General features: G+C 60.4%; 14 protein-coding genes, 1 tRNA gene and 2 pseudogenes. 9 read left to right on the top strand and 8 right to left on the bottom strand.

Features of this window, described 5'->3' with window-relative positions; all coding sequences use genetic code 11:
- A pseudogene (locus tag RCH93_RS06030) lies at nucleotides 1–447 on the top strand (UDP-N-acetylglucosamine 1-carboxyvinyltransferase); the annotation flags it as partial.
- Here RCH93_RS06030 and RCH93_RS06025 read toward each other — a convergent pair.
- Nucleotides 448–2,157 carry a nitrogen regulation protein NR(II) gene (locus RCH93_RS06025; protein ID WP_306547425.1) on the bottom strand — a complete coding sequence of 570 codons (1,710 nt, stop codon included), beginning with the start codon at nucleotides 2,155–2,157 and terminating at the stop codon, nucleotides 448–450.
- A 58-nt stretch (nucleotides 2,158–2,215) separates the two neighbouring features.
- Nucleotides 2,216–3,604, bottom strand: a complete 1,389-nt coding sequence (locus RCH93_RS06020; protein WP_306547424.1) for a sigma-54 dependent transcriptional regulator — start codon at nucleotides 3,602–3,604, stop codon at nucleotides 2,216–2,218.
- A gap of 170 nt (nucleotides 3,605–3,774) precedes the next feature.
- On the opposite strand from RCH93_RS06020, the pseudogene tatC reads away from it, so the two are divergent.
- From tatC to RCH93_RS05995, 4 genes and pseudogenes are all read left to right on the top strand, one after another.
- A pseudogene (gene tatC / locus RCH93_RS06010) lies at nucleotides 3,775–4,574 on the top strand (twin-arginine translocase subunit TatC).
- Between the two features lie 144 nt (nucleotides 4,575–4,718).
- Nucleotides 4,719–5,999 (top strand): class II fructose-bisphosphate aldolase, encoded by a 1,281-nt coding sequence (locus tag RCH93_RS06005; RefSeq protein ID WP_306547422.1) that lies wholly within the window; start codon nucleotides 4,719–4,721, stop codon nucleotides 5,997–5,999.
- A 61-nt stretch (nucleotides 6,000–6,060) separates the two neighbouring features.
- Entirely contained in the window at nucleotides 6,061–7,071 is a 1,011-nt protein-coding gene (locus tag RCH93_RS06000) for an NAD-dependent epimerase (RefSeq protein ID WP_306547421.1), read from the top strand.
- A gap of 224 nt (nucleotides 7,072–7,295) precedes the next feature.
- Nucleotides 7,296–7,372 (top strand) — tRNA-Arg (locus RCH93_RS05995).
- A 240-nt stretch (nucleotides 7,373–7,612) separates the two neighbouring features.
- On the opposite strand, the gene RCH93_RS05990 is transcribed toward RCH93_RS05995, so the two are convergent.
- The 6 genes from RCH93_RS05990 to xseB form a co-directional block, all read right to left on the bottom strand.
- Nucleotides 7,613–11,842, bottom strand: coding sequence for a hypothetical protein (locus RCH93_RS05990; protein WP_306547420.1), 4,230 nt, complete (start codon nucleotides 11,840–11,842; stop codon nucleotides 7,613–7,615).
- A gap of 377 nt (nucleotides 11,843–12,219) precedes the next feature.
- The gene (locus RCH93_RS05985; RefSeq protein ID WP_306547419.1) at nucleotides 12,220–13,353 is read right to left on the bottom strand and encodes a DNA cytosine methyltransferase; all 1,134 of its coding nucleotides are present in this window, start codon (nucleotides 13,351–13,353) and stop codon (nucleotides 12,220–12,222) included.
- Nucleotides 13,354–13,360: 7 nt separating this feature from the next.
- Nucleotides 13,361–13,795, bottom strand: a complete 435-nt coding sequence (locus RCH93_RS05980; RefSeq protein ID WP_306547418.1) for a very short patch repair endonuclease — start codon at nucleotides 13,793–13,795, stop codon at nucleotides 13,361–13,363.
- Between the two features lie 41 nt (nucleotides 13,796–13,836).
- A complete protein-coding gene (gene dxs, locus RCH93_RS05975) occupies nucleotides 13,837–15,744 on the bottom strand; it encodes a 1-deoxy-D-xylulose-5-phosphate synthase (RefSeq protein ID WP_306547417.1) in 1,908 nt (635 codons plus the stop codon).
- A gap of 2 nt (nucleotides 15,745–15,746) precedes the next feature.
- Nucleotides 15,747–16,643: a polyprenyl synthetase family protein gene (locus tag RCH93_RS05970; RefSeq protein WP_306547416.1), complete on the bottom strand. Its 897-nt coding sequence runs from the start codon at nucleotides 16,641–16,643 to the stop codon at nucleotides 15,747–15,749.
- Nucleotides 16,618–16,866 carry an exodeoxyribonuclease VII small subunit gene (gene xseB / locus RCH93_RS05965; protein WP_306547415.1) on the bottom strand — a complete coding sequence of 83 codons (249 nt, stop codon included), beginning with the start codon at nucleotides 16,864–16,866 and terminating at the stop codon, nucleotides 16,618–16,620. The genes RCH93_RS05970 and xseB overlap by 26 nt, the downstream gene beginning before the upstream one ends.
- A 112-nt stretch (nucleotides 16,867–16,978) precedes the next feature.
- Here xseB and RCH93_RS05960 point away from each other — a divergent pair, with 112 nt between their 5' ends.
- The 4 genes from RCH93_RS05960 (at nucleotide 16,979) to RCH93_RS05945 (ending at nucleotide 20,490) form a co-directional block, all read left to right on the top strand.
- Entirely contained in the window at nucleotides 16,979–17,890 is a 912-nt protein-coding gene (locus RCH93_RS05960) for a tyrosine recombinase XerC (protein ID WP_306547414.1), read from the top strand.
- 104 nt (nucleotides 17,891–17,994) lie between these two features.
- The gene (hslV, locus tag RCH93_RS05955) at nucleotides 17,995–18,534 is read left to right on the top strand and encodes an ATP-dependent protease subunit HslV (protein WP_306547413.1); all 540 of its coding nucleotides are present in this window, start codon (nucleotides 17,995–17,997) and stop codon (nucleotides 18,532–18,534) included.
- Nucleotides 18,531–19,949, top strand: coding sequence for an ATP-dependent protease ATPase subunit HslU (gene hslU / locus RCH93_RS05950; RefSeq protein WP_306547412.1), 1,419 nt, complete (start codon nucleotides 18,531–18,533; stop codon nucleotides 19,947–19,949). The genes hslV and hslU overlap by 4 nt, the downstream gene beginning before the upstream one ends.
- A 16-nt stretch (nucleotides 19,950–19,965) precedes the next feature.
- The gene (locus RCH93_RS05945) at nucleotides 19,966–20,490 is read left to right on the top strand and encodes a hypothetical protein (protein WP_306547411.1); all 525 of its coding nucleotides are present in this window, start codon (nucleotides 19,966–19,968) and stop codon (nucleotides 20,488–20,490) included.
- Nucleotides 20,491–20,697: the final 207 nt, after the last annotated feature.

Raw genomic sequence — 20,697 nt, 5'->3', positions numbered from 1 at the left:
ACCTTGACGATTGCCTGTCCTGAGGTCGACGGCCGGAGTCGCTGCCGACTGCGCAGCGTTGACGTCACCACCTTGCCGTACCCCGGTTTCCCCACGGATCTGCAGGCCCAGTTCATGGCCCTGATGGCCCAGGGCGACGGAACGTCGATTATCCACGAAACGATTTTTGAAAATCGGTTCATGCATGTGGCCGAACTCAAACGATTGGGGGCCGACATCGCCATCGAAGGTTCCCGGGCCGTGGTGCGCGGCATTGGCCGCGACAAGCTTTGCGGCGCGCCGGTCATGGCCACCGACCTGCGGGCCTCGGCCTCACTGGTGATTGCAGGACTTTCCGCAAGCGGCGTCACCGAGATTTCAAGGATTTATCACCTTGAACGGGGCTATGAAAACATGGTGGAGAAGTTAAGCGGCCTGGGCGGCAGAGTGCAAAAAATCAGGGAATAGTCAGGGCGCAGGAGTTTGCGGGAGGGGGAGGCACAGCCGCATGACGCACCCCTGGGATGCTGTCTCGCCGATTTCAATCGTGCCTTGGTGGTTTTCCACAATCTGCCGGACAATGGCCAGGCCCAGGCCGGTGCCGTCGGTGCGGGTGGAGAAAAAGGGGGTGAACACCTTGTCGCGCAACTCAGACGGGATGCCCGGCCCTTGATCCTTTACCTCCAGGCAAAAGGCCCCGGCGCCCTTTGCGTTGGTCTCGCGGGCAACAACCACGATGCTCCCTTGGCCGCCGCCTGCCGCGTTGCAGGCGTTTTCCAGCAGTTGGTTCAGAATGGTCTGCATCTGCTGGCGATCCCCCCAGCAGTGCAAATGATCCGGAATTTCTTTGCGGATGGTCGCGGCCGCTGTGGTGTTGGCGTTTTGCAGCAAGCGCGCAATCACCTCGTCTACCAGTCGGCTGAAATCGAACCACTCGGGCTGGATTGTTGCCGGTCGGGCAAACTGCAGAAAATCGGTGATGGTTTTCGCCATCCGGTTGGATTCCCGCAAAATGATGCCGAGCAGGGTTTTAAAGGTTGCGGCGTCCAGCGTCTCAAGCGGATTTTGCTCCATGGTCAGAATCTGGGCCGATCCTGAAATTGCCGCCAGCGGATTCCTGAAATCATGGGCAATCGAGGCGCTCAACTCGCCGATGGCCGCCATTTTCTCCGCTTCCCGCACCTGCTGTTCCATCCGCTCTATCTGGCTGATGTCCTGCAAGGTAATCACCTTCCACTTGCCCGTCTGCTCCGTCTGGGCCTCCTGTACCGGCATGTTGAGATACGAGAAAGAGTAACCGATGCGGATGCGAGCCCCGTCGTTTTTTTGGAAGTCGCACACGCTCCGCCCTTGTTTTTCCTGCAGACGAATGTCGGGGAACACCCGATTGAACGGCTGTCCCAGGATTTTTTCGCGGCCGTAGCCGGTGATTCGTTCCGCCGTCTGATTGTAGGAGGTGATGAAATCGCCCCAGTCGGTGGTGATGATGCCGGTTGAGATGTCGTCGAAAATTTGTTTGTAGAGGATGGAAAGCCGGTCATATTCAAGCGACGTCCTCCGCAGCTTTTCCTCAATGACGCGCAGCCGTCTGGCCAGTTGCCCGCTCAAGATCGCAGCAAGAAAGAAAATCAGGCCATAGATGGCAAAAAGATTGACGCCCACAAGCACATTGGCAGGCGGTTTGTACGACGCTGTCCAGAAATACGAGGGAATCCAGCCGGACAGTTCAAGCGCCAGCACGCCGCCGTAGAGGAAGGTGGCGCACGCCGCCAGGAACAGGCCGCCTATTCGATAGAGGATCAAACCGCCGGCGATGACCGGCAAGATCAATAGGGCGGTGAAATTGGACTGGCTGCACCCGGTGGCGTAGACGAACAGCCCATAAAAAACGAGGTCGGAGAGGAGTTGGATGACGCCAAAGCGCCGCGCCCGCCAAACCTTTTTTTGCAGGAGGAGGACGGAGGCTATGGAGTGTCCGTACACTCCAAGAAGAAACAGGGTGGTCGCCGAAAGAGGCGGCAGGATGACCGGATGTCCTTTGCCGCGCAAATACGACGTGATGCTGAGGAGAAAGGAGAACAGCGCCACCCGGATCAGGAGCCACCAGAAAATATGCCTTCTGGTCTCCTGTTCGCCGTCAGCGGCCGGAATGAATGCACGGGAGATAAAACGAAACATAGGCGTGCCGGTTGCATTTGATGGAAAGCGGGACAGCCCCCTGCGGGAGGCTGCGGTTTCAGTCGAGGCCGTGTTTTTTCGTTTTGTAGCGCAGGCTGCGGAAACTGAGTTTGAGCAGGTCGGCGGCGCGCATCTTGGAATGGTCGGCTTTGGCCAGGGCGTGGAGAATCATCTCTTTCTCCACCCGTTGCAGGATCTCTTCCAGCCCCTGCTCAAAGAGTTCGTTTTCGTCGGCTGCGGCCACAAACAGCGGCGCATTGGCCTGGCTGTGCGCGCCTGCGGTGGTGGGCTTGTTTTTTTCCTGACGGTGCAGCGACAAAATCAAACTTTCCGGCAGGATGATATTGGACGACTCCAGAGCCACGCCGCGTTCAATGATGTTTTCCAATTCGCGAACATTGCCGGGAAAATCATACTGCATCAGCACCTCCATACCGTAGGAGCTGATGGTCTGCACCTCTTTGCCGAGCAGGGTTGAGTATTTTTTAAGGAAATGGTCGACCAACAGCGGCACGTCGCCGATGCGCTCGCGCAGCGGCGGCACCCGGATGGGCACCACCGCCAGACGGTAGTAGAGGTCTTCGCGGAATTTTCCCGAGATAATTTCTTGCTCCAATATTCGGTTGGTGGCGGCGATGATCCGCACGTTGACCTGGCGGGTCTTGGTCGAGCCCACCGGCATGAACTCCCGCTCCTGCAGCACGCGCAAAAGTTTGGTCTGAATGATCGGCGTCAGCTCGCCGATCTCGTCGAGAAAGGCGGTGCCCCGGTCGGCCTGTTGAAAGAGTCCGGCCTTGTCGGCAATCGCCCCGGTAAAGGAACCTTTGACGTGGCCAAAGAGTTCGCTCTCCAGCAGGCTTTCGGGAATGGCGCTGCAGGTAATGGGCACAAAAGGGTTGGTCGCCACCCGTGAGCGATTGTGAATGGCTTTGGCCACCAATTCCTTGCCGGTCCCTGATTCGCCGTAAATGAGCACATTGGCCGGGGTGGGCGCTATTTTGGCGATCAGTTCAAAGATTTTCATCATCTCCGAACTCTGCCCGATAATCTCGGGGAAGCCGCAGGGGATGCAATGTTCAGCCTGCGGTCTTTTCTTGAGCGCCGCCCGGACCACATTCTTGATCTCGTCGACGTTGAAGGGCTTGGTGATGTAATCAAAGGCCCCGTTTTTCATTGCCGCCACCGCGTCGTCGGGCGAGGCAAAGGCGGTGATCATGATCACGCCGATATCCGTTTGCAGCTGTTTGAGCCGCGCCAGGAGTTCCAACCCGCTCATGCCGGGCATGCGGATGTCGGAGATCATCAGGTCAAAAGGGGTCTTTTCGGCGAGCGCGAGCGCGCTTTTGCCCTCGGCCGCTGTCGTTACCCGGTACCCCTCTTTCTCAAGCAGGATCTTGAGAAACTCGCGCATGCTCAGCTCATCGTCGACAACGAGAATGGAAGCCATGTTCATCCTTGTAAAAATCCTTGCAAATCAAACCATTGGACATATTGGCCAGTGTATCCGCAAGATGAAGTTGAAGTCAAACATTATCCATAACCAGTTTACTTTAGCCCGGCGATGGGGTAAAAAGCAGAGCAAATATTTTCTCGAATCACGAACTTGGATGGAACAACGTGGACGCACAGGAACAATTTGATCAACAGACCCTGACCGAGCACCTGGCCGAGTTGCGCTCCTGTCTGCTGATTTCCCTGGCCGCCGTGGCCGCCGGTTTTGCAGTCGCTTACAGCGTGGTCCAACCCTTGGCCGACTGGTTTCTTCGCCCGTTGATCAAGGTTCTGCCCGAAGGCAAAACACTGATTTTCACTTCCTACCAAGAAGGGTTTTTTTTTATCTAAAGCTCGCTCTGGTCTGCGGCGCGGTTCTCGCCAGCCCGGTCATCTTTGTGCAAATCTGGCGATTTATTTCCCCCGGCCTGTACCACCACGAAAAGCGGGTGCTGGTCCCTTTTACGGTGATTTCCACCCTCTGCTTTATCGGCGGCGCAGCCTTTGGCTACTTTGTCGTCTTTCCGCCGGCCTTTCGTTTTCTGCTTGGCTATTCCAGCGCCTTCCTCGAACCTATGCCCTCGGTCGACGAGTATTTTTCCCTGGCGTTGCGGTTGTTTTTTGCCTTTGGGGTCATTTTTGAACTGCCGCTGTTCATGGTGTTCCTCGGCAAGATCGGGATCGTCAATAAGCCTTTTTTGGTGAAAAACCGGAAGTATGCGTTGTTGATTGCCTTTATTGTCGCCGCCATTCTCACCCCCACCCCGGACGTGGTCAACCAACTGCTGATGGCTGGGCCGTTGATCGTGCTCTACGAGATCAGCATTGTGGCGGTGGCGGTTTTCGCCCGCAAAACCTTGGCTGGTTTTCCGGCAAAATCCGAGGCCAGCGAGGGCGACGCTGCTGCTGAGGGCGAGCAGGAATGAGCAAGACGTCTGTGTTTTTGTCCTTGCCGATCAGGTAACAACTCGTTTATTTTGTGATATTTACCGGTATGGATCGGTCGCGCGCGCATCGCCGCCTGTCGCCGTCAACCGAATGACCCGAATGCTTGTCAACAGGAGGAAAGAATGTCCTATCTCGCTGATTTTGAAAAAGCCCTGGAAGTCGGCCGGCCGCCGAACATCAGAACCCTGTTTCCCAACTCGCGGGCGTTGATCGTCAGCGGCAAGGTCATTGACCGCGCCATGCTGGCCAAGGGCGGGGCCATGACCATTGCCGCCAACGGCAGAAACAACCTGATCATTCGCGGCGCCCTGCAGGCGGCGCAACGGGCGCATGCCGCAATTATTATCGAGATCGCCCGTTCCGAAGGCGGGGCCAACGCCTACTGCCCGGTCAACTACTGGAACATCGCCCGCCAGGTTGACGCCCTGTGCAACGAGCTGGGCATTACCGTGCCGGTGGCGGTTCACGCCGATCATTACGGCATCAAAAAGCCTGCGGACGTGCCGGCGGCGGTTGTTGAGATTCCGACAATTTTTGAGGCCGGCATCACCTCGATTGCCATCGACGCCTCCCACATGGCCGATGCCGACAACCTGCTGGCCAGCGTCGAGTTGGCCAAATATATCCCCTCGTGGGCCGGGATGGAAACCGAGGTGGGCGAAATCAAAGGCAAACTTGGGCTTTCCACCAAGGAAGAGGCCCTGTTCATGATTCAAGGGCTGAACGCCCACGATGTTTTTCCCGACTGGATTGCGCTGAACAACGGCACCACCCACGGCATTGAGGCCTCGGCCCAGGGCATTCAGGTGGAACTGACCGCCGAAATTCACAAATCCCTGGCCGGATATGCGGTTTCCGGCGCCCAACACGGCACTTCGGGCAACAACTCCGACCGCTTGCGGGCTATCGCCGCCCAGACCTACACCACCAAGGCCAATGTGGCCACTGCCCTGCAGATGGTCTCCTGGGGACTGGCGGTCAACGATTACGGCAACGCCGCGCTCGATGCAAACGGCGACTTCATCAAGATTCCCGGCGAAGGCGTGACCGAAGAATTGTGGCAGGAGATGCGCGCCTACGCCGAGAGCAAAGGCTGGAAAAAGGGCGATTACAAAAGCCTCAATCTGCCGTTTGAAAACAAGATCATGGGGCAACCGCGGGCGGTGCGCGAGCGGATGGCGCGGCGGGTGGAAAATTTTATCTACACCCTGCTGGTTGAGGTGTTCAATGCCGCCGACACCGCCCGCTTTGGGGTTGAGGCGATTCTTGAGGCCGGGTCCTACGATATCGGCCCCAAAACCGGTCGGATCGAGTCGCCTGAACAGTGGACCGAGGCCAGAATCAGAGAGCGGGCTGCAAGCCAGGCAACCGACAAGGGGCCGCAGGGCAATTTTGACGATTGAGCGCAGAGAGCATCATTATGATATTATTTTCGAAAAGCAATCGTAACAGGGGCGGCGGCGAATGCAAAAATTATTGATTACCGGCGCGGCCGGGTTTATCGGTCACGGCTTGGCGCTTCGGTTGCTGGCCGAGGGGCGGACGGTTGTCGGGCTGGATAATCTCAACGATTACTATGACCCGCAACTGAAACGGGACCGTCTGGCCGAATTGCAGGCCTACGCGAGCTTTCGCAACGCCGAATTTGACATGGCGGACCGGGAGCGCACCGCTGCTCTGTTTGCCGACGAGCAATTCGACGCCGTGGTCAATCTCGCGGCCCAGGCCGGCGTCCGTTACTCCTTGATCAATCCGCACTCCTACGTGGACACCAACCTGGTCGGGTTTGTCAATCTGCTCGAAGGGTGCCGTCACAACGGGGTCAAGCATCTGGTGTACGCCTCGTCGAGTTCGGTGTACGGGGCCAACACCCGGATGCCTTTTTCAGTGCACGACAACGTTGATCATCCGGTTTCCTTGTATGCGGCGTCAAAAAAAGCCAATGAACTGATGGCCCACACCTACAGTCATTTGTTTAAACTCCCAACCACCGGACTGCGGTTTTTCACCGTCTACGGCCCCTGGGGGCGGCCCGACATGGCGTTGTTTTTATTCACCAAAGCCATTCTCGAGGATCAGCCGATCAACGTCTTCAACAACGGCAACATGGAGAGGGACTTTACCTACATCGACGACATCGTCGAAGGCGTGGTGCGGGTGATTGACCATGTGGCCGCGCCCAACCCCGCTTGGAGCGGCGACCGTCCCGACGCAGCCACCAGTTACTGCCCCTGGCGGGTCTTTAACATCGGCAACAACAACAAAGAAAAGCTGATGCGCTACATCGAGGTGCTAGAGGAGTGCCTGGGGCGGAAGGCGCGCAAGAACTTCCTCCCCATGCAGGACGGCGACGTGCCGGCCACCTACGCCGATGTGACGGATCTGGTGGAGGCGGTTGGCTTTAAACCGGCGACCTCAATCGAAGCCGGCATCAAGAATTTCGTCGACTGGTATCGGGGCTATTACAAAGTGTGAGGTTGCGCCTTGCCGGTCCACCCAGCCCAGGCCCGGACTTTTTGCCGGTGCGTCATTGCTTTTCCCGATAGCGTTTGCAGAGCGGCGTGGCGGCGCCGCTGAAAAGCAGGGAGAAAGCCTACAATGTTATGGTAATTGGGAAAACTTTTTGGTAAAAAGGAAAATCAGTCAGCTCAAGCGTTCTGCTCGTGCTGGCTGCACCGATAGCTAGATCGCATTTGCACGGACGGGTAGCTCAGCTGGATAGAGCGTTGGCCTCCGAAGCCAAAGGTCGCGGGTTCGAATCCCGCCTCGTTCACCAATTTTCTCTATAAAAAAGCAACAAGCTAACGCTTGTTGCTTTTCTTTTTTTGTATCACAGCCGTATCGCACCAAGTGGCTTGATATACATTCCGAACTTCATCGGCCGACCAGATTAAGGCGCTGCTTTCTTTCGCCTATACCTTGTTTTTGTTCCCAACAATGAGCGGTCTGACTGACACCCGTCAAGGTCCAGGCCAACCTTTTTTCTTGCTCACCATTCCTATTCCCCCACATCGCATCAGCGAACTTCACGAATGCTATTGATGATCTCCGCCTTGGGCGAGTTTGATCCGTTGCCGGTGAAAAACATCAAAACAACCCCTTGAGTCCCGGATTTTGGCGGGAAAAGCAGGGTTTCGCTTTCGTTGTCGGTTGCACGTAAGACCTGCATCCCGGCAACGGTGGTTGCGCTGCCGCCGCCCATTTCCTCCTTGGCCTTGTTGTAGTTGGTGACCACGCCGCAGGTGATTCCGTGATCCGGGATGTCAAAGTTCCCCTGCCAGTAAAGATGGAGGGTTTGCACCCAGGATTCTGAGCTGGTTTTGTGCTGGAAGGAAGCGGGAATGCCGAATTGGAGATAGCCGAGGGTGATCTGCTTCCAGCCGCTGGGCAAAGATGCTGTTTTCTCTGCGGCAACGGCCTTGGACGGCAGAGGCGTCTGCGCGGACTCGGCCGTGGCGGCGACGGCTTTGGTTGCCGGCTTGGTCGAAGGTTCCACAGGGCCGGGTGACGGCGCCTCCGCCAGTTTGGAGTCGGCAGGCGGCGTCGTTTTTGCGGATGTGCGCGTCATTGTCCAGGAAAAACCGTTGCCACTGGTGGTGCAGTCGAATTTTCCTTTGGCGGTGTTCCCGGAAACCAGACCGGTGTACACCTGCTGTTGATTTTTGCCCGGCAGGGGACGGGTGAAGGTCACCTCGCCGGTCGTCTTGTACCCGATATTGCGGAGTGGTTCAGCCGTAGTCGGCAGGCGGAGCACGGCCGTGCCGTCGGTTCCAAAGGTCAGGGTGCCTTTCCAGCCGTTGAAATCAACCTGCCATTCTCCGGCCAGTGGAAGCGCTGGGCCATAGGGGATGGTGGTCGCGGTTTGAGGCGCTGTTTGGGGCGAAGACGGGGCGGATGTTGGCGTTGCCTGCACCGGGGGAGAGGTCGGTTTTTCCACCTGCTTTTTCGTCTCGACCGTGAATGCAACCGTGGCCAGTTCGCGGCCGGAGGTTGGATCGTTGAATCGCAGCTCATAGGCGCCCGGTTTCTCGGGAGCGATGAACTGCATGGCGCCGGACCGCTCCGGTCCGATCCGGCGGGAGGTGATGCTGAAGCGGTCATTGCCGCGGATATCGTCGTGGGAGGTGCTCCCTGGCGTCAGACTGATCCAGGCCGTATCCGCAATATTGCCCGTCGCCGACCACCTGAGGGGGACGGCCGCTTTGGGTGCAACCGTGGTCGCGCTCAGATGCAACTGGGCGGCGCCGGGTTTCCGCGCCGCCTCGTAGGCCTCTTTGAGTTGCTTGGCCCGGTCGACTTCATCTGTCTCCACCCCAACCGCAACCTGTTGTGAGGCGTGCCCAAGCATCGAGGTGTCGCCGCTCTGACCACGGACGGAAACGAGATAGTTGCCTCGAGCCGGGCAACGCAGGGTCATTCGGTTGTCAACGATTTCGGTTTTGCAGTTGGGGCTGCCGGACGGAAAGGGCTCCACGTTCCAGACATAGAACATGTTGTCGACCCCAGGAGTGATATCGGCCCGGAGGATGATTGGTTCCTGGGTGACAAAGGTGTGCGCGCCGACCTCGACCATGCTGCAGTTGTCGGCGGCAGGGCATTGCCAGATTTTGGGGCGTGGTCCTTGCGCGGCCGGTTCGGTGAGCGTCACCGCATAGGCCTCGGGCAGCCGCTTCTTTCGCAGCAGTTCCTCCAGGGCCACCATCTGCGGGTCCTTGTGTCGCGGCGGCAACCGTTCCTGGTTGATCCCGGTCTGAATATGGCCAAAACGTTCGGTGGCGGTCTTGATATAACCTTGGTCGACCAGCCGTTTGATCTCCGGCGCCTGCTTGCCGATCACCTCGCTCCAAGCCTTTTCCCAGTCTTTGTATTGAGCGACCCGTTTGGTGATTTCCGCATTGTTCGGGTTGACCTCGCGTGCCTTCTCGGCCTTGCGCACCGATTGGGCCAACGGGTTGGCCAAATTCGGATCTGCGGCGTTTTCCCGGGCCTGTTGCAGCAGGCCGTTGGTGATGCGGGTGCTCAGTTCGTAGGAGAGGTTGCTCGTGCTGCCGTCACCGGGGCCTGGGGCCATGGAGCCGTCGATCAGGTCCTTGATTCCCTTGAACCGATCAGCGGCTTCGACAAATTCGCCCTTTTCAAGGTGCGCCTTGATCGCGGCCACGTCTTCCTTGGCGCTGTTGAAATTTTCCTCACGCATCCGTTGGCGCCATTTTTCAAAGATGGCCTGGGCCTCGTTGTGACGCATTTGGGTGACGTTGTTAAAGCAGGTGTACTGGAGGTCATTGGAACCCATGGGCAGAGGCGTCTTCCAGATGGTCAACGGGCCGTTGCACTGGCAGGGGCCATGGCCGATATCCGAGGTGCAGGCGGGGTTGAAAAAACCGCCCAGGGAGCCGCCGCAGGCCCGGCACATACAGTCGAGAAAGGCCTTTTCATCCTCCGGGCGCACCCCCATCTCTTTGGCCAGATTTTTGGCCCGGTCGGTTTCCTTTTTATTGAGCACCGCCAGCCGGACCGCGGCCAGAAATTCCTTGGCGGCCCGCTCCTTGGCCTCGGCCTCCTTGGCGCCGGTGATGGCCTCGATCAGTGCATCCGGTGCATACAGGATGCCCACGGTGATGTCTCGACCCATGAGAAAGGGCGTTTTGAGGATGGTGAAGATGACGTGTTTGCTCATCCCAGGATTGCGTCCTGCCTCGACCTCGCGCATGTAGCTGGCCAGTTCCTCTTTTTCGGCCTCCTCGTAGGCGTAGCCGATGCCGGTCCCGTACCAGGCGGCGTTTTTGTAGACTTTATAAAAGAAGTCGAGCTCGGTATCGGTGGCCTCGGTCTGTTCCAGGGCGTGGTAGACCCCGTCCTTGCCCATGAAATACGCCCCGCCGGCAATGATGCCGACCTTGAGCGCCTTGACTCCGGTCTTGCCCAACTTGTCGACCGCCCGATCCGCCGCGGAGAGCCCGACTTCATCAATGGTGCGGGTCACGGGTTTGGAGAGCTCCGCCAATCTGCGGCTTTCGTTGGCAATACTCTTGGTGAAGTTGGGGCCCACCGTCTGCTCGAGCCGTTTCAGGGCCTCGCCGACCTTGGCCGGGGGCAGGTTGTTGAGTTCGGCGGCAATGGCCCGGCGGGCCTGGTTGGCCTTCATCGGATCGAGCTTGGCAATCTCCGCCAGGGTGTCGATGGTCTGATCGGTGGCCTTCTGCAGCAGTTGCTCTTCCAGGGCGCGCATGGCCGATGCATCGGTGGCGGTTTGGGTGCCCCGGTTAAGGGATTTGATGTTGTCCCGGGCTTTGTCGAGGCCCTGGAGGAGGTCTTCGCCGTCAACGGCCGTGCTTTTGGGAATTTCCGGCAGACCATTGGCTCGACGGAGGTTGTTGTTCACCTCCTCAATCCGGCTGACGTATTTCGAGGCCTGGGATTCGTAGAGCTGGGCCTGGGCTTCAAGTTTCTCCGCCAGGCCCGGATTGGCCTTGCGGATGGCGGCCGCGTCTTGGCGCAGCGCTTGAGCTTCGGAAAGTTTATGTCGCGCCAGGGCCTTGCCTTCGGTGGTGAAGGAGATGGCCTCGTCCAAATCAACGGGAGCGGTGGACTTGCCGTCGAGCTTCATCTGGGCGTTGACCGCTTCCGGGCTCTGGTAGGCCGTGCCGCCGTTGGCATTGATATGCTCGGCGCATTTTTTGAATTCCTGGGGCGACATCTGGCCGGGATCGGGCAAAAAATCGGTGTCGGTATTGATCCGGCCCTCGGGGACGTTTAGTTTTTGCCCTTCGAAATGCTGGCGGGCAATGCGCTGATAGTTGCTCTCGATCTTTTTCAGATCCTCCAGCCCGATCTTCTTGCCCGCCGGGGCGCGAAAATTGACATCGGTGTCGGTGCCGGGATTGATTTTAGCCTGGGCCGAGCGCTGCTTGAAGTCGGTCTGGAATCCTGCCTCTTCAACGGCCTGACCAGCAAATTTGGTGTTGAGCGACTCGAAATTGGACTGGCAGGAGGCATAGACATCCTTGGAGACGGTCCCTTTGATCCCCATGAGGTTGATCTCCTCGTTTTTGAGGAAAACCAGCATCTGCTGCTCCGCTGAAGCCGACCCTCTGGCCACTGCTTCGGCAGCCTCCTTGAGGCCTGGGGTCCAGGCAGAAGCGTGCAGCGGCAAGAGTAGGGAGGCCAGCATGAACAGGACAGCCCACACATTGATTCTGTTCGCCGAACCACTGCGCACCTTGGTTGTCAAAATCGTTGGCAACATCTTTTGCCTCCTCGGGCGGCAAAGTCTGCTTTCGTTGCAATCGCAAATCCCAGCTCTTGCCACCCCGGTGAATGGGGGGAACTCGTTCAACAATACGATGCCGGTGAGGGCGTGCTGTTTTTTGTATACCTGCTCATTAAGGATTCACCAAAGAGAAATGGCTGCAGACCCTTATTCGGCTTTACCTGGGAACCGTTCAGCGCCGGCTGGCGGGTGACATTCTGTTGATTGGCGCGATTTGCGGCGATGTCAGTGCCTGTGTCCGTGGAGTCTGCGCCGGTTTGCCTTCCCCTTTTTATGCCAGGGAAGATTTTAATGCAGATTCAGGCGGTTGGTTGGTATGAGCACAAAGGAACCGGGGAAACACCCGGGCGGCGCTATGCAGGTGAACTGGCCCCTGACGCCTGTGGTGCATCCAGGCCGGCGCAGGCCTGGGCCAGCTTGACGAGGAGATGTTCCGCCAGGTGCGCGGCAACCGGGGCGGCCACAGCGTCGCCCATGGCCTTGTAGCCGTCGCTGTTGGTTCCCGGCAGAAGGAAGGAGTCCGGCGCGCCCATCAGTCGCGCCGCCTCGCGCGGGGTGAGGATGCGGGTATGCCAGGCGTCGTCGCGGCGGACAACCAGCATTTGCCGGCTGCTGCCTCCGGCTGGGGTGCGCAGGCAGCCGGCGACGTCGTCAAAACGCAGCTCCAGCACCTGGCGGCCATGGCGGGTTCGTTTGTATCCGGGAACCGCCGGCAGAGGGCTTTGCTGCAGACGGCGGAGATGTTCTTCGGGGATCAGGGAGAGATTGCGGCGGGACGTTGCGGCGTCATGGCAGGGTGCGGCAAGGTCAAGCAAATCGCTAAGCGTTGTCCGGTGCGGCGCCGGTTCGGGCAGGCGCCACCACACCCAATGTTCCAAGCCGTTAGCCGCGCGGCAGACGGCGGGGTTGTGTGCCCAGGTCGGTCCATCCGCCAGCAAGGACGAGGGAATGGCGGCGCGTCTGTCCACCGCGACCACGAACACCCGGGGGCGGGAATGCGGCAGCCAGCGCACGGCGTCCAGCAGCATGGCGCCGACCAGATAGCCGCGTTCGGTCAAGGCCTGGTGCAGGGCGCGGTAATGGCCGCCGTTGTGAGCGGAGACCAGACCCGCCACGTTTTCCGCCGCCAGCACCGGCGGGCGGTGGCGCATCTCGTCGATGACGCGCAGCCATTCCCAGGCAAGGCCGCTGCGCTTGGCCCGAATGCCGGCGCCGTTGCCGGCCAGCGACAGATCCTGGCAAGGGAAACTGGCCCACGAGAGCGTTGCGGCAGGCAGGTCGGCGCCGCGCACATCGACAATGGATTCCAACCTAAACGGAGCCCCTTCATGGTTTGCCCGGTAGACCGCCGCTTTTTTGGGGCAGATGTCGTTCACCCAAACCGGTTGGAAAAAAGGCGCGAGAGCGAGGCTGACAAGACCGCTGCCTGCAAAGAATTCAGTAAAAGTTGGGCGGGAGGAACGGGGGGAGAGGTTTGGGGCGTTCATGACGACGTCAGGCGGCGGGCGGCGCGGGCCGGTGAAGCGCGTGAAAGGCGTCGACCAAACGTTGGGCCAGAGTTTCCATGTCGCGCAATTCGCATTCCCAGACAACCAGCACCCGCCAGCCGAGTTGTTCCAACGCGATCTGGTGAGCCGCGTCGCGGGCAACGGTGCGGGCGAATTTAGCCTGCCAATACCCCGCATTGTCGGCAGGGGTGGAGGCCCGTTTGCAGCCGGGATGACGATGCCAGAAACAGCCGTGGACAAAAATAACGGTTTTGTGTTTGGGGAGAACGATGTCCGGTTTGCCGGGCAAATCTTTGCGTTGCACCCGGAAGCGAAGGCCCAGGCGGTGGAGCAGGCCGCGCACGATCAACTCCGGCTTGGTGTCCCGTCCTTTGACCTGCGCCATGGTCCAACTGCGTTTTTCCGGGCTGATGGTGTCCATGGCGGGGTAGGCGCGAGTCCGCGGGGGTGGGGGGCGCGTGGCTACCGGCGCATGAGTTCGGTGGCGGCGAGGACAATGCCGTCGGCGTCGATGCCCGCACTGCGCCACAGGGTGGGTTGCGGGCCGTGCTCGACAAAGGCGTCGTCATAACCGAGAAGGGTGATCGGCACATGCAGGCCGCGTTGGTTGAGCAGGTGCAGGACGCCGCTGCCGAATCCGCCCAGGACGCTGTTGTCCTCGATGGTGATCACCCGGCCGGTTTGCGCGGCCCAGGCGGCGATCAGTTCCGTGTCCAACGGTTTAAGGAACCGGGGATTGATCACCGTCGCGCTGACGCCTTGTTCCTCCAGCCGAGCCGCCGCTGCCAGGGCCGGATACACCCGGTTGCCCACCGGCAGGAGGAGCAGGTCCTTGCCTTCCCGCAGCACTTCCCCTTTGCCGATTTCCAGGTTCTGGAACGAAGAATCAAGGGCGACGCCTTCGCCGCTGCCTCGGGGGTAGCGGAGCACCACCGGTCCGTTGTGCTGAAGGCTGGTGTAGAGCATCTGCTGCAGCTCGTTTTCGTCCTTGGGCGCCATCACCGTCAGGTTGGGGATGAAATGGAGAAAAGAAAGATCAAAGACGCCGTGATGGGTGGGGCCGTCGGCGCCGACCACGCCGCTGCGGTCCAGGGCAATGGTCACCGGCAGATTGGGCAGGCAGACGTCGTGGATCAATTGATCCAGGGCGCGCTGCATGAACGACGAATAGACCGCAAAAAAAGGCCGCATGCCTTCCAGGGCCAGGCCGGCGGCAAAGGTGACCGCGTGCTGCTCGGCAATGCCGACGTCAAAAAAACGCTCGGGAAACTCGCCGGCAAAGGGCAGCAGGCCAGTGCCTCCGGCCATGGCGGCGGTGATGGCCGCCACCCGCTTGTCCTGTCGGGCCAGGCGACACAGGGTGTCGCCAAACACCTTGGTGTAGGAAACAGCGGCGGTTTTGTTCTTCTTCGGGGCGCCGGTGGCAACGTCAAAGGGACCGATGCCGTGGTAGTCGCCGGGGTGGGTCTCGGCTGGTTTGTAGCCCTTGCCCTTGGTGGTGATCACATGCACCAGCACCGGGCCGTGGTTGTGGTCGCGGACGTTTTCCAGGGTGGCGATCAGGTCTTCCAGTTCATGGCCGGGGATCGGACCGATGTACTTGAATTTCAAGGCCTCGAACAGCATGCCGGGGGTGAAGAAGCCCTTCAGGCTCTCTTCGCTTTTGCGCAGCACCGAGAGGATGTTTTCGCCCACCGAGGACAGGGCCAGCAACCGCTCCTCGATGTGGTCGCGCAGGCGGCGGATGGTCCTGCCGGTCATCTTGCGACTGAGGAAGCTCGACAGGGCGCCGACGTTTTTGGAGATCGACATCTCGTTGTCGTTGAGAATGACCACCAGATTGCGGCCCAGGTCGCCGGCGTGGTTGAGGCCTTCAAAGGCCATGCCGGCGGTCATCGAGCCGTCGCCGATAATGGCGATCACCTTGGCGTCGTCGTTCTGGATGGCCTTGGCTGCAGTCATGCCCAGCCCGTAGGAGATCGAGGTGGAACTGTGGCCGGCCTCGACCGTGTCGTATTCGCTTTCCACCCGTTTAGGAAACCCGCTCAACCCCTTGTGCTGGCGCAGGGTGGCGAACTGGTCCCGCCGGCCGGTGAGCAGTTTGTGGGCATAGGCCTGATGGCCCACATCCCAGACCAGACGGTCGCGGGGGGTGTCGAACACGTAGTGCAGGGCCATGGTCAGCTCGACCACGCCCAGGCTGGGGGCCAGATGTCCGCCGGTTTCGGCCACGGTGGCGATGATGGTGTCCCGCAGCTCCTGGGCAAGGGCTTCCATTTGCGCCAGGCTGAGCCGGCGCAGGTCGCGGGGGGAGTCAATGGCGTCCAGCAGGGCGCTGCGGTGGTCGGTCGGGGAATCCACAATGAGCATAACTATTTCTTACGGTCGACAATGAAATTAGCCAAGGCCCGGAGCGGGTCGGCCTGGCGGTCAAAGACGGCAAGGGCGGCAAGGGCCTCCTGCACCGCTTCTCTGGCCATGGTTCGGGAGATGTCCTTGCCAAACAGCGAGGGGTAGGTGACTTTGTCGGATTTGACGTCGCTGCCCGCCGGCTTGCCCAGTTGCTCGGTGGTGGCCTCGACGTCAAGCAGGTCGTCGACGATCTGGAAGGCCAGGCCGATATGATCGCCGTAGGTCTTCAGCGCATCCTCCTGCTCAACGCTGGCCCCGGCGACAATCGCCCCGCAGGTCACTGAAGCGGTGATCAGCGCGCCGGTCTTGCTGCGGTGGATGCTGCGCAGCGTTTCATAGCCCACCTGCTGCCCCTCGTAGATCATGTCCAGGGACTGGCCGCCGACCATGCCCAGGGGGCCGGCCGCACGGGCGACGGTCTGGATGATGCGGATGCGGGCCGGGTCGGCGACGGCGGCGGAAACCGGGCTGCTGAGCAAATCAAAGGCAAAGGTGAGCAACCCGTCGCCGGCAAGGATGGCGGCCGCCTCCCCAAACACAGTGTGATTGGTGGGTTTGCCCCGGCGGAGGTCGTCGTCGTCCATGGCCGGCAGGTCGTCGTGGATCAGCGAGTAGGTGTGGATGCATTCCAGGGCGCAGGCCACGGGCAGGGCGCGTTGGCGGACGGCCGCGTCGCTGTTCACCGCCTCGGCCGCGGCCAGACAAAGAATAGGGCGAATGCGTTTGCCGCCGACAAAGAGGCTGTAGCGCATGGCTTCGATGTGCTTGGCAAAGTCGCCAACAGGGTCCAGCATGAGGGCGGCGAGACGGTCCTCGACCCGTTGCCGCTGGTCATTCAGATAGGTCGTGATCTCCACCGTCTTCCTCTGCAAAGGGCACGCTCGCCAGTTTGCCGTCCTTGTTCAGCAGCAGTTCGACCTGGCTTTTGGCCTCGTCGAGCTTGCCGCTGCAGAACTGCACCAGCGTCATGCCCTCATTGAATTTTTCCAGACTTTTGTCCAGGCTGAGATCGCCGTTTTCCAGCTCGTCGGTGATCTGCTCCAGCCTGGCCAGCGCATTTTCGAAGGTCTTTTTAGCCATAAAGCGGCCCCACCCGCCTGAACTGAGAACGATTTTATTTGCCGAATAAATCGAGCAAGGGTAATCGTCTATACTAAACATTCTCCCTGTGGGTTTCAACATCTCTTTGGCAATGACCAACCTTATCGAGCGATTCGTCACCTGGCTGCTGGCGGAAAAGGGGTATTCGCCCCACACCGCCGACGGCTACGAGCGCGACGTCCGCGAGTTCCTCCGCTCGTGCGGCCCTGTGGCTGAGCCCGACGCCGTCACCGGGGCCATGGTGCAGACCTTTGTCGGCTCGCTCTACGCCACCAACGCCAGCGCCTCGGTGGCGCGCAAGCTCTCTTCCCTGCGCACCTTTTTTCGGTTTCTGCAGCGCGCCCGGCTGATGACCGCAGACCCCATCGCCGGGGTGGTCGGTCCCAAACTCGGCCATCACATCCCGGCCTTTCTTACCGTGGACGAGGTCTTTGCCCTGCTGGAAGCCCCGGTCGCCCAGGATCGCTACTGGCGGCGCGACCGGGCGGCGATGGAGTTGCTCTACTCCACCGGCATGCGCGTTTCCGAGCTGGTGGGATGCAACAACGAGGATATCGACTACCCCGCCGAGATGCTTCGGGTGCGCGGCAAGGGTAACAAAGAGCGGCTGATCCCTTTTGGCCGCGCCGCCCGGGAAGCGCTGGAGCGCTATCTGCCCGAGCGCGAGGCCCTGGGTCTGGCCCGGGTTCAGCGGGGGCATGAACCCGAGCGCAAGGCCCTGTTTCTCAACGGTCAAGGCGGCCGGCTGAGCGCCCGCAGCGTCGAGCGCTCGGTCCAGATGTACGGCCTGCGGGCCGGCATCGGGGTGACGGTCACTCCGCACGCCCTGCGTCATTCCTTTGCCACCCATCTGCTGGAGATGGGCGCGGATCTGCGCACGGTGCAGGAGCTGCTTGGCCACGTCAGCCTGTCAACCACCCAGAAGTACACCCACATCAACATCGATCATCTCACCAAGGTGTATGATCAGGCCCATCCCCAGGCGAAACGATCCAACCGCTGAATCGAGCGGTTGCCGAAAAACAGGCCGGGCATTGACGCTGTCTGGGTTTGTGGTTACACGTCAACCCCATCTTTCTTCTGTTGAACCTTTATTCCAAGACACCTATGCAGACACCAAAAATTCGTTCCACCACCATTGTCGCCATCCGCCACAAGGGCCAGGTCGTTGTGGCCGGCGACGGTCAGGTCACCCTGGGCGCCACCGTCATTAAACACCAGGCGCGCAAGGTTCGGCGACTGTATCATGATCAGGTGATCACCGGTTTTGCCGGCTCCACCGCCGACGCCTTCACCTTGTATGACCGGTTGGAACAGAAACTGGAGCAGTACAACGGCAACCTGCTGCGCGCTGCGGTCGAGCTGGCCAAGGACTGGCGCATGGACAAAATGCTGCGCCGGCTGGAGGCCATGCTGATTGCGGTCAACGCCACCCATTCGCTGCTGCTCTCGGGCACCGGCGACGTGATCGAGGCCGACGACGCCATCCTGGCCATCGGCTCCGGCGGCCCCTACGCACAGGCCGCAGCCACGGCCCTGGTCGCCCACTCCGATCTCGACGCCGAGGCCATTGCCCGCGCCGCCCTGGAGATTGCCGGTTCGATCTGCGTCTACACCAACTCCAACATCGTTGTTGAAAAGATATGAAAGGGATTAATTCGCTCACCCCCAAAGAAACTGTTGCCGAACTCGACCGGTACATCATCGGTCAGGCCGACGCCAAACGCTCGGTGGCCATTGCCCTGCGCAACCGCTGGCGGCGGCAGCAGGTCGAACCGCCCCTGCGCGAGGAGATCGCCCCCAAAAACATCATCATGATCGGGCCGACCGGGGTGGGCAAGACCGAGATTGCCCGCCGTTTGGCGCATCTGGCCCAGAGCCCCTTTCTCAAGGTCGAGGCCTCCAAGTTTACCGAGGTGGGGTACGTCGGCCGCGACGTCGAATCGATGATCCGCGATCTCACCCAGTTGGCGGTCAACATGGTGACCAAGGAGGCCGAGGAGGGGGTGCAGGGAAAGGCGGCGGCCATGGCCGAGGAGCGTCTGCTGGATCTGCTGTTGCCGCGCAACCCGGCCCAGAGCGCGGGTATGCCTGCGGCCCCGAACGCCGGCATCATCTCCCTGGGGTACGACGACAAGGGCGGCGCGGACGGCAGGCAGGAAGACTTGCGCGGCCAATCCACTCGGGAGCGGTTTCGCGAGATGTTGCGCCGGGGCGAGTTGGACGACCGGATGGTGGAGCTGTCGGTTGCCGTGGGCGGCGGCGCCCCCACGGTCGAGGTCTTTTCCGCCTCGGGCATGGAGGAGATGCAGAACTCGCTCCAAGACGCCTTTTCCAAATTCTTCCCCAAGAAGAAACAGCCCAAGAAGATGAAGGTGCCTGAGGCCCTGGAATTCCTCAAGCGGGAAGAGGCCGAACGGTTGGTGGACACCGAGAGCGTCGCCGAAAAGGCCGTCCGTCGCACTGAGCAGTCGGGGATTATTTTCCTCGACGAGATCGACAAGATCGCCTCACGCGGCGGCAGCAGCTCCGGATCGCCCGACGTCTCCCGCGAGGGCGTGCAACGCGATCTGCTGCCGATTGTCGAGGGCACTACGGTCACCACCAAGTACGGACCGGTCAAGACCGACCACATTCTGTTCATCGCCAGCGGCGCCTTCCACCTGTGCAAACCCTCGGATCTGGCGCCCGAACTCCAGGGCCGTTTCCCCATTCGGGTCAATCTCCACGCCCTGGGCGAGGACGATTTTTTCCGCATCCTCACCGAGCCGCGCAACGCCCTGATCAAGCAGTACACGGCGCTGCTGGCCACCGAGGACATCCGTCTGGTGTTTGAGGACGAGGCGATTCGGGAAATGGCGCGGATCGCGGTGCAGGTCAATCAGAAAACCGAGGACATCGGCGCCCGCCGGCTGCACACTGTGATCGAGCGGGTTCTGGACGAGCTCTCCTTTGACGCCCCGGATCGCGAGGATCTGGCCTTCACGGTCACCGCCGATTATGTCCGCCGGCAGTTGAGCGACATCTCCGAGAACGTCGATCTCAGCCGCTATATTCTCTGATTCTCCTGTGATTGCCATGCGCCACGACATTGAACCCGATTTGAACTATTGTCCCCAGTGCGACGACGAGTACCGCGCCGACATTCATTCCTGCGCCGACTGCGGCCTTGCCCTGATCAGCGGCCGGCAACTGTTGGCCCAGCAAGCGGAGCGACAGGCGCAACAGCGTTCCCGATCCCTGGTGATTGATCCCGACGAACCCCTGCTCACCGCGCGCAAGGGGCCGGTGATGCAGGTCAAGGAGTTGCAGGCCTACCTCCTGCGGCGGGGCATCCCCTCCCTGGCCGTCAAAGAGGGCGGCGGCGCCTGCGGCTGCAAGGGCGCCGAACTGCTGCTCCAGGTGCGGGCGAGCGACCAGCGCGAGGTCATGGTCGCGCTGGCGGAGGAGTATCGGCACAGCACCGGGCTTGCGGACCACGACACCCGGTTCGTCGGCGAGGTCTTTGATGTCCAGGCGGCGGAAACGGTGTGCCCGGCCTGCGGCTGCCGCTTTGCCACCAGCAACGCGACCTGTCCCGACTGCGGCCTCTGCTTTGCCTGAACCCCGGTTGACGCGGGCTTGCGGGGTTTCTTCAATGACCCCGCATAGTTCTTGACTGCGGCCCAACCTATGATAGAATACTTAGACAATACTGTGGCCTCGCGGCGTGGAAGATCCCGGATCACTGTTGAAAACATCCGGTTGGCCCGGAGCTTCCAGCCAGCGCGCGGCTTCCTCTTCAGCAACTTGCGGACTCTCTCTCTCCTG

Origin of the sequence: Desulfobulbus sp. (assembly GCF_030824455.1) — a bacterium.
GTDB lineage: Bacteria > Desulfobacterota > Desulfobulbia > Desulfobulbales > Desulfobulbaceae > Desulfobulbus.
The sequence above is the reverse complement of the archived record's forward strand: the minus strand, read 5'-3'. Positions and strand labels throughout refer to the sequence as shown.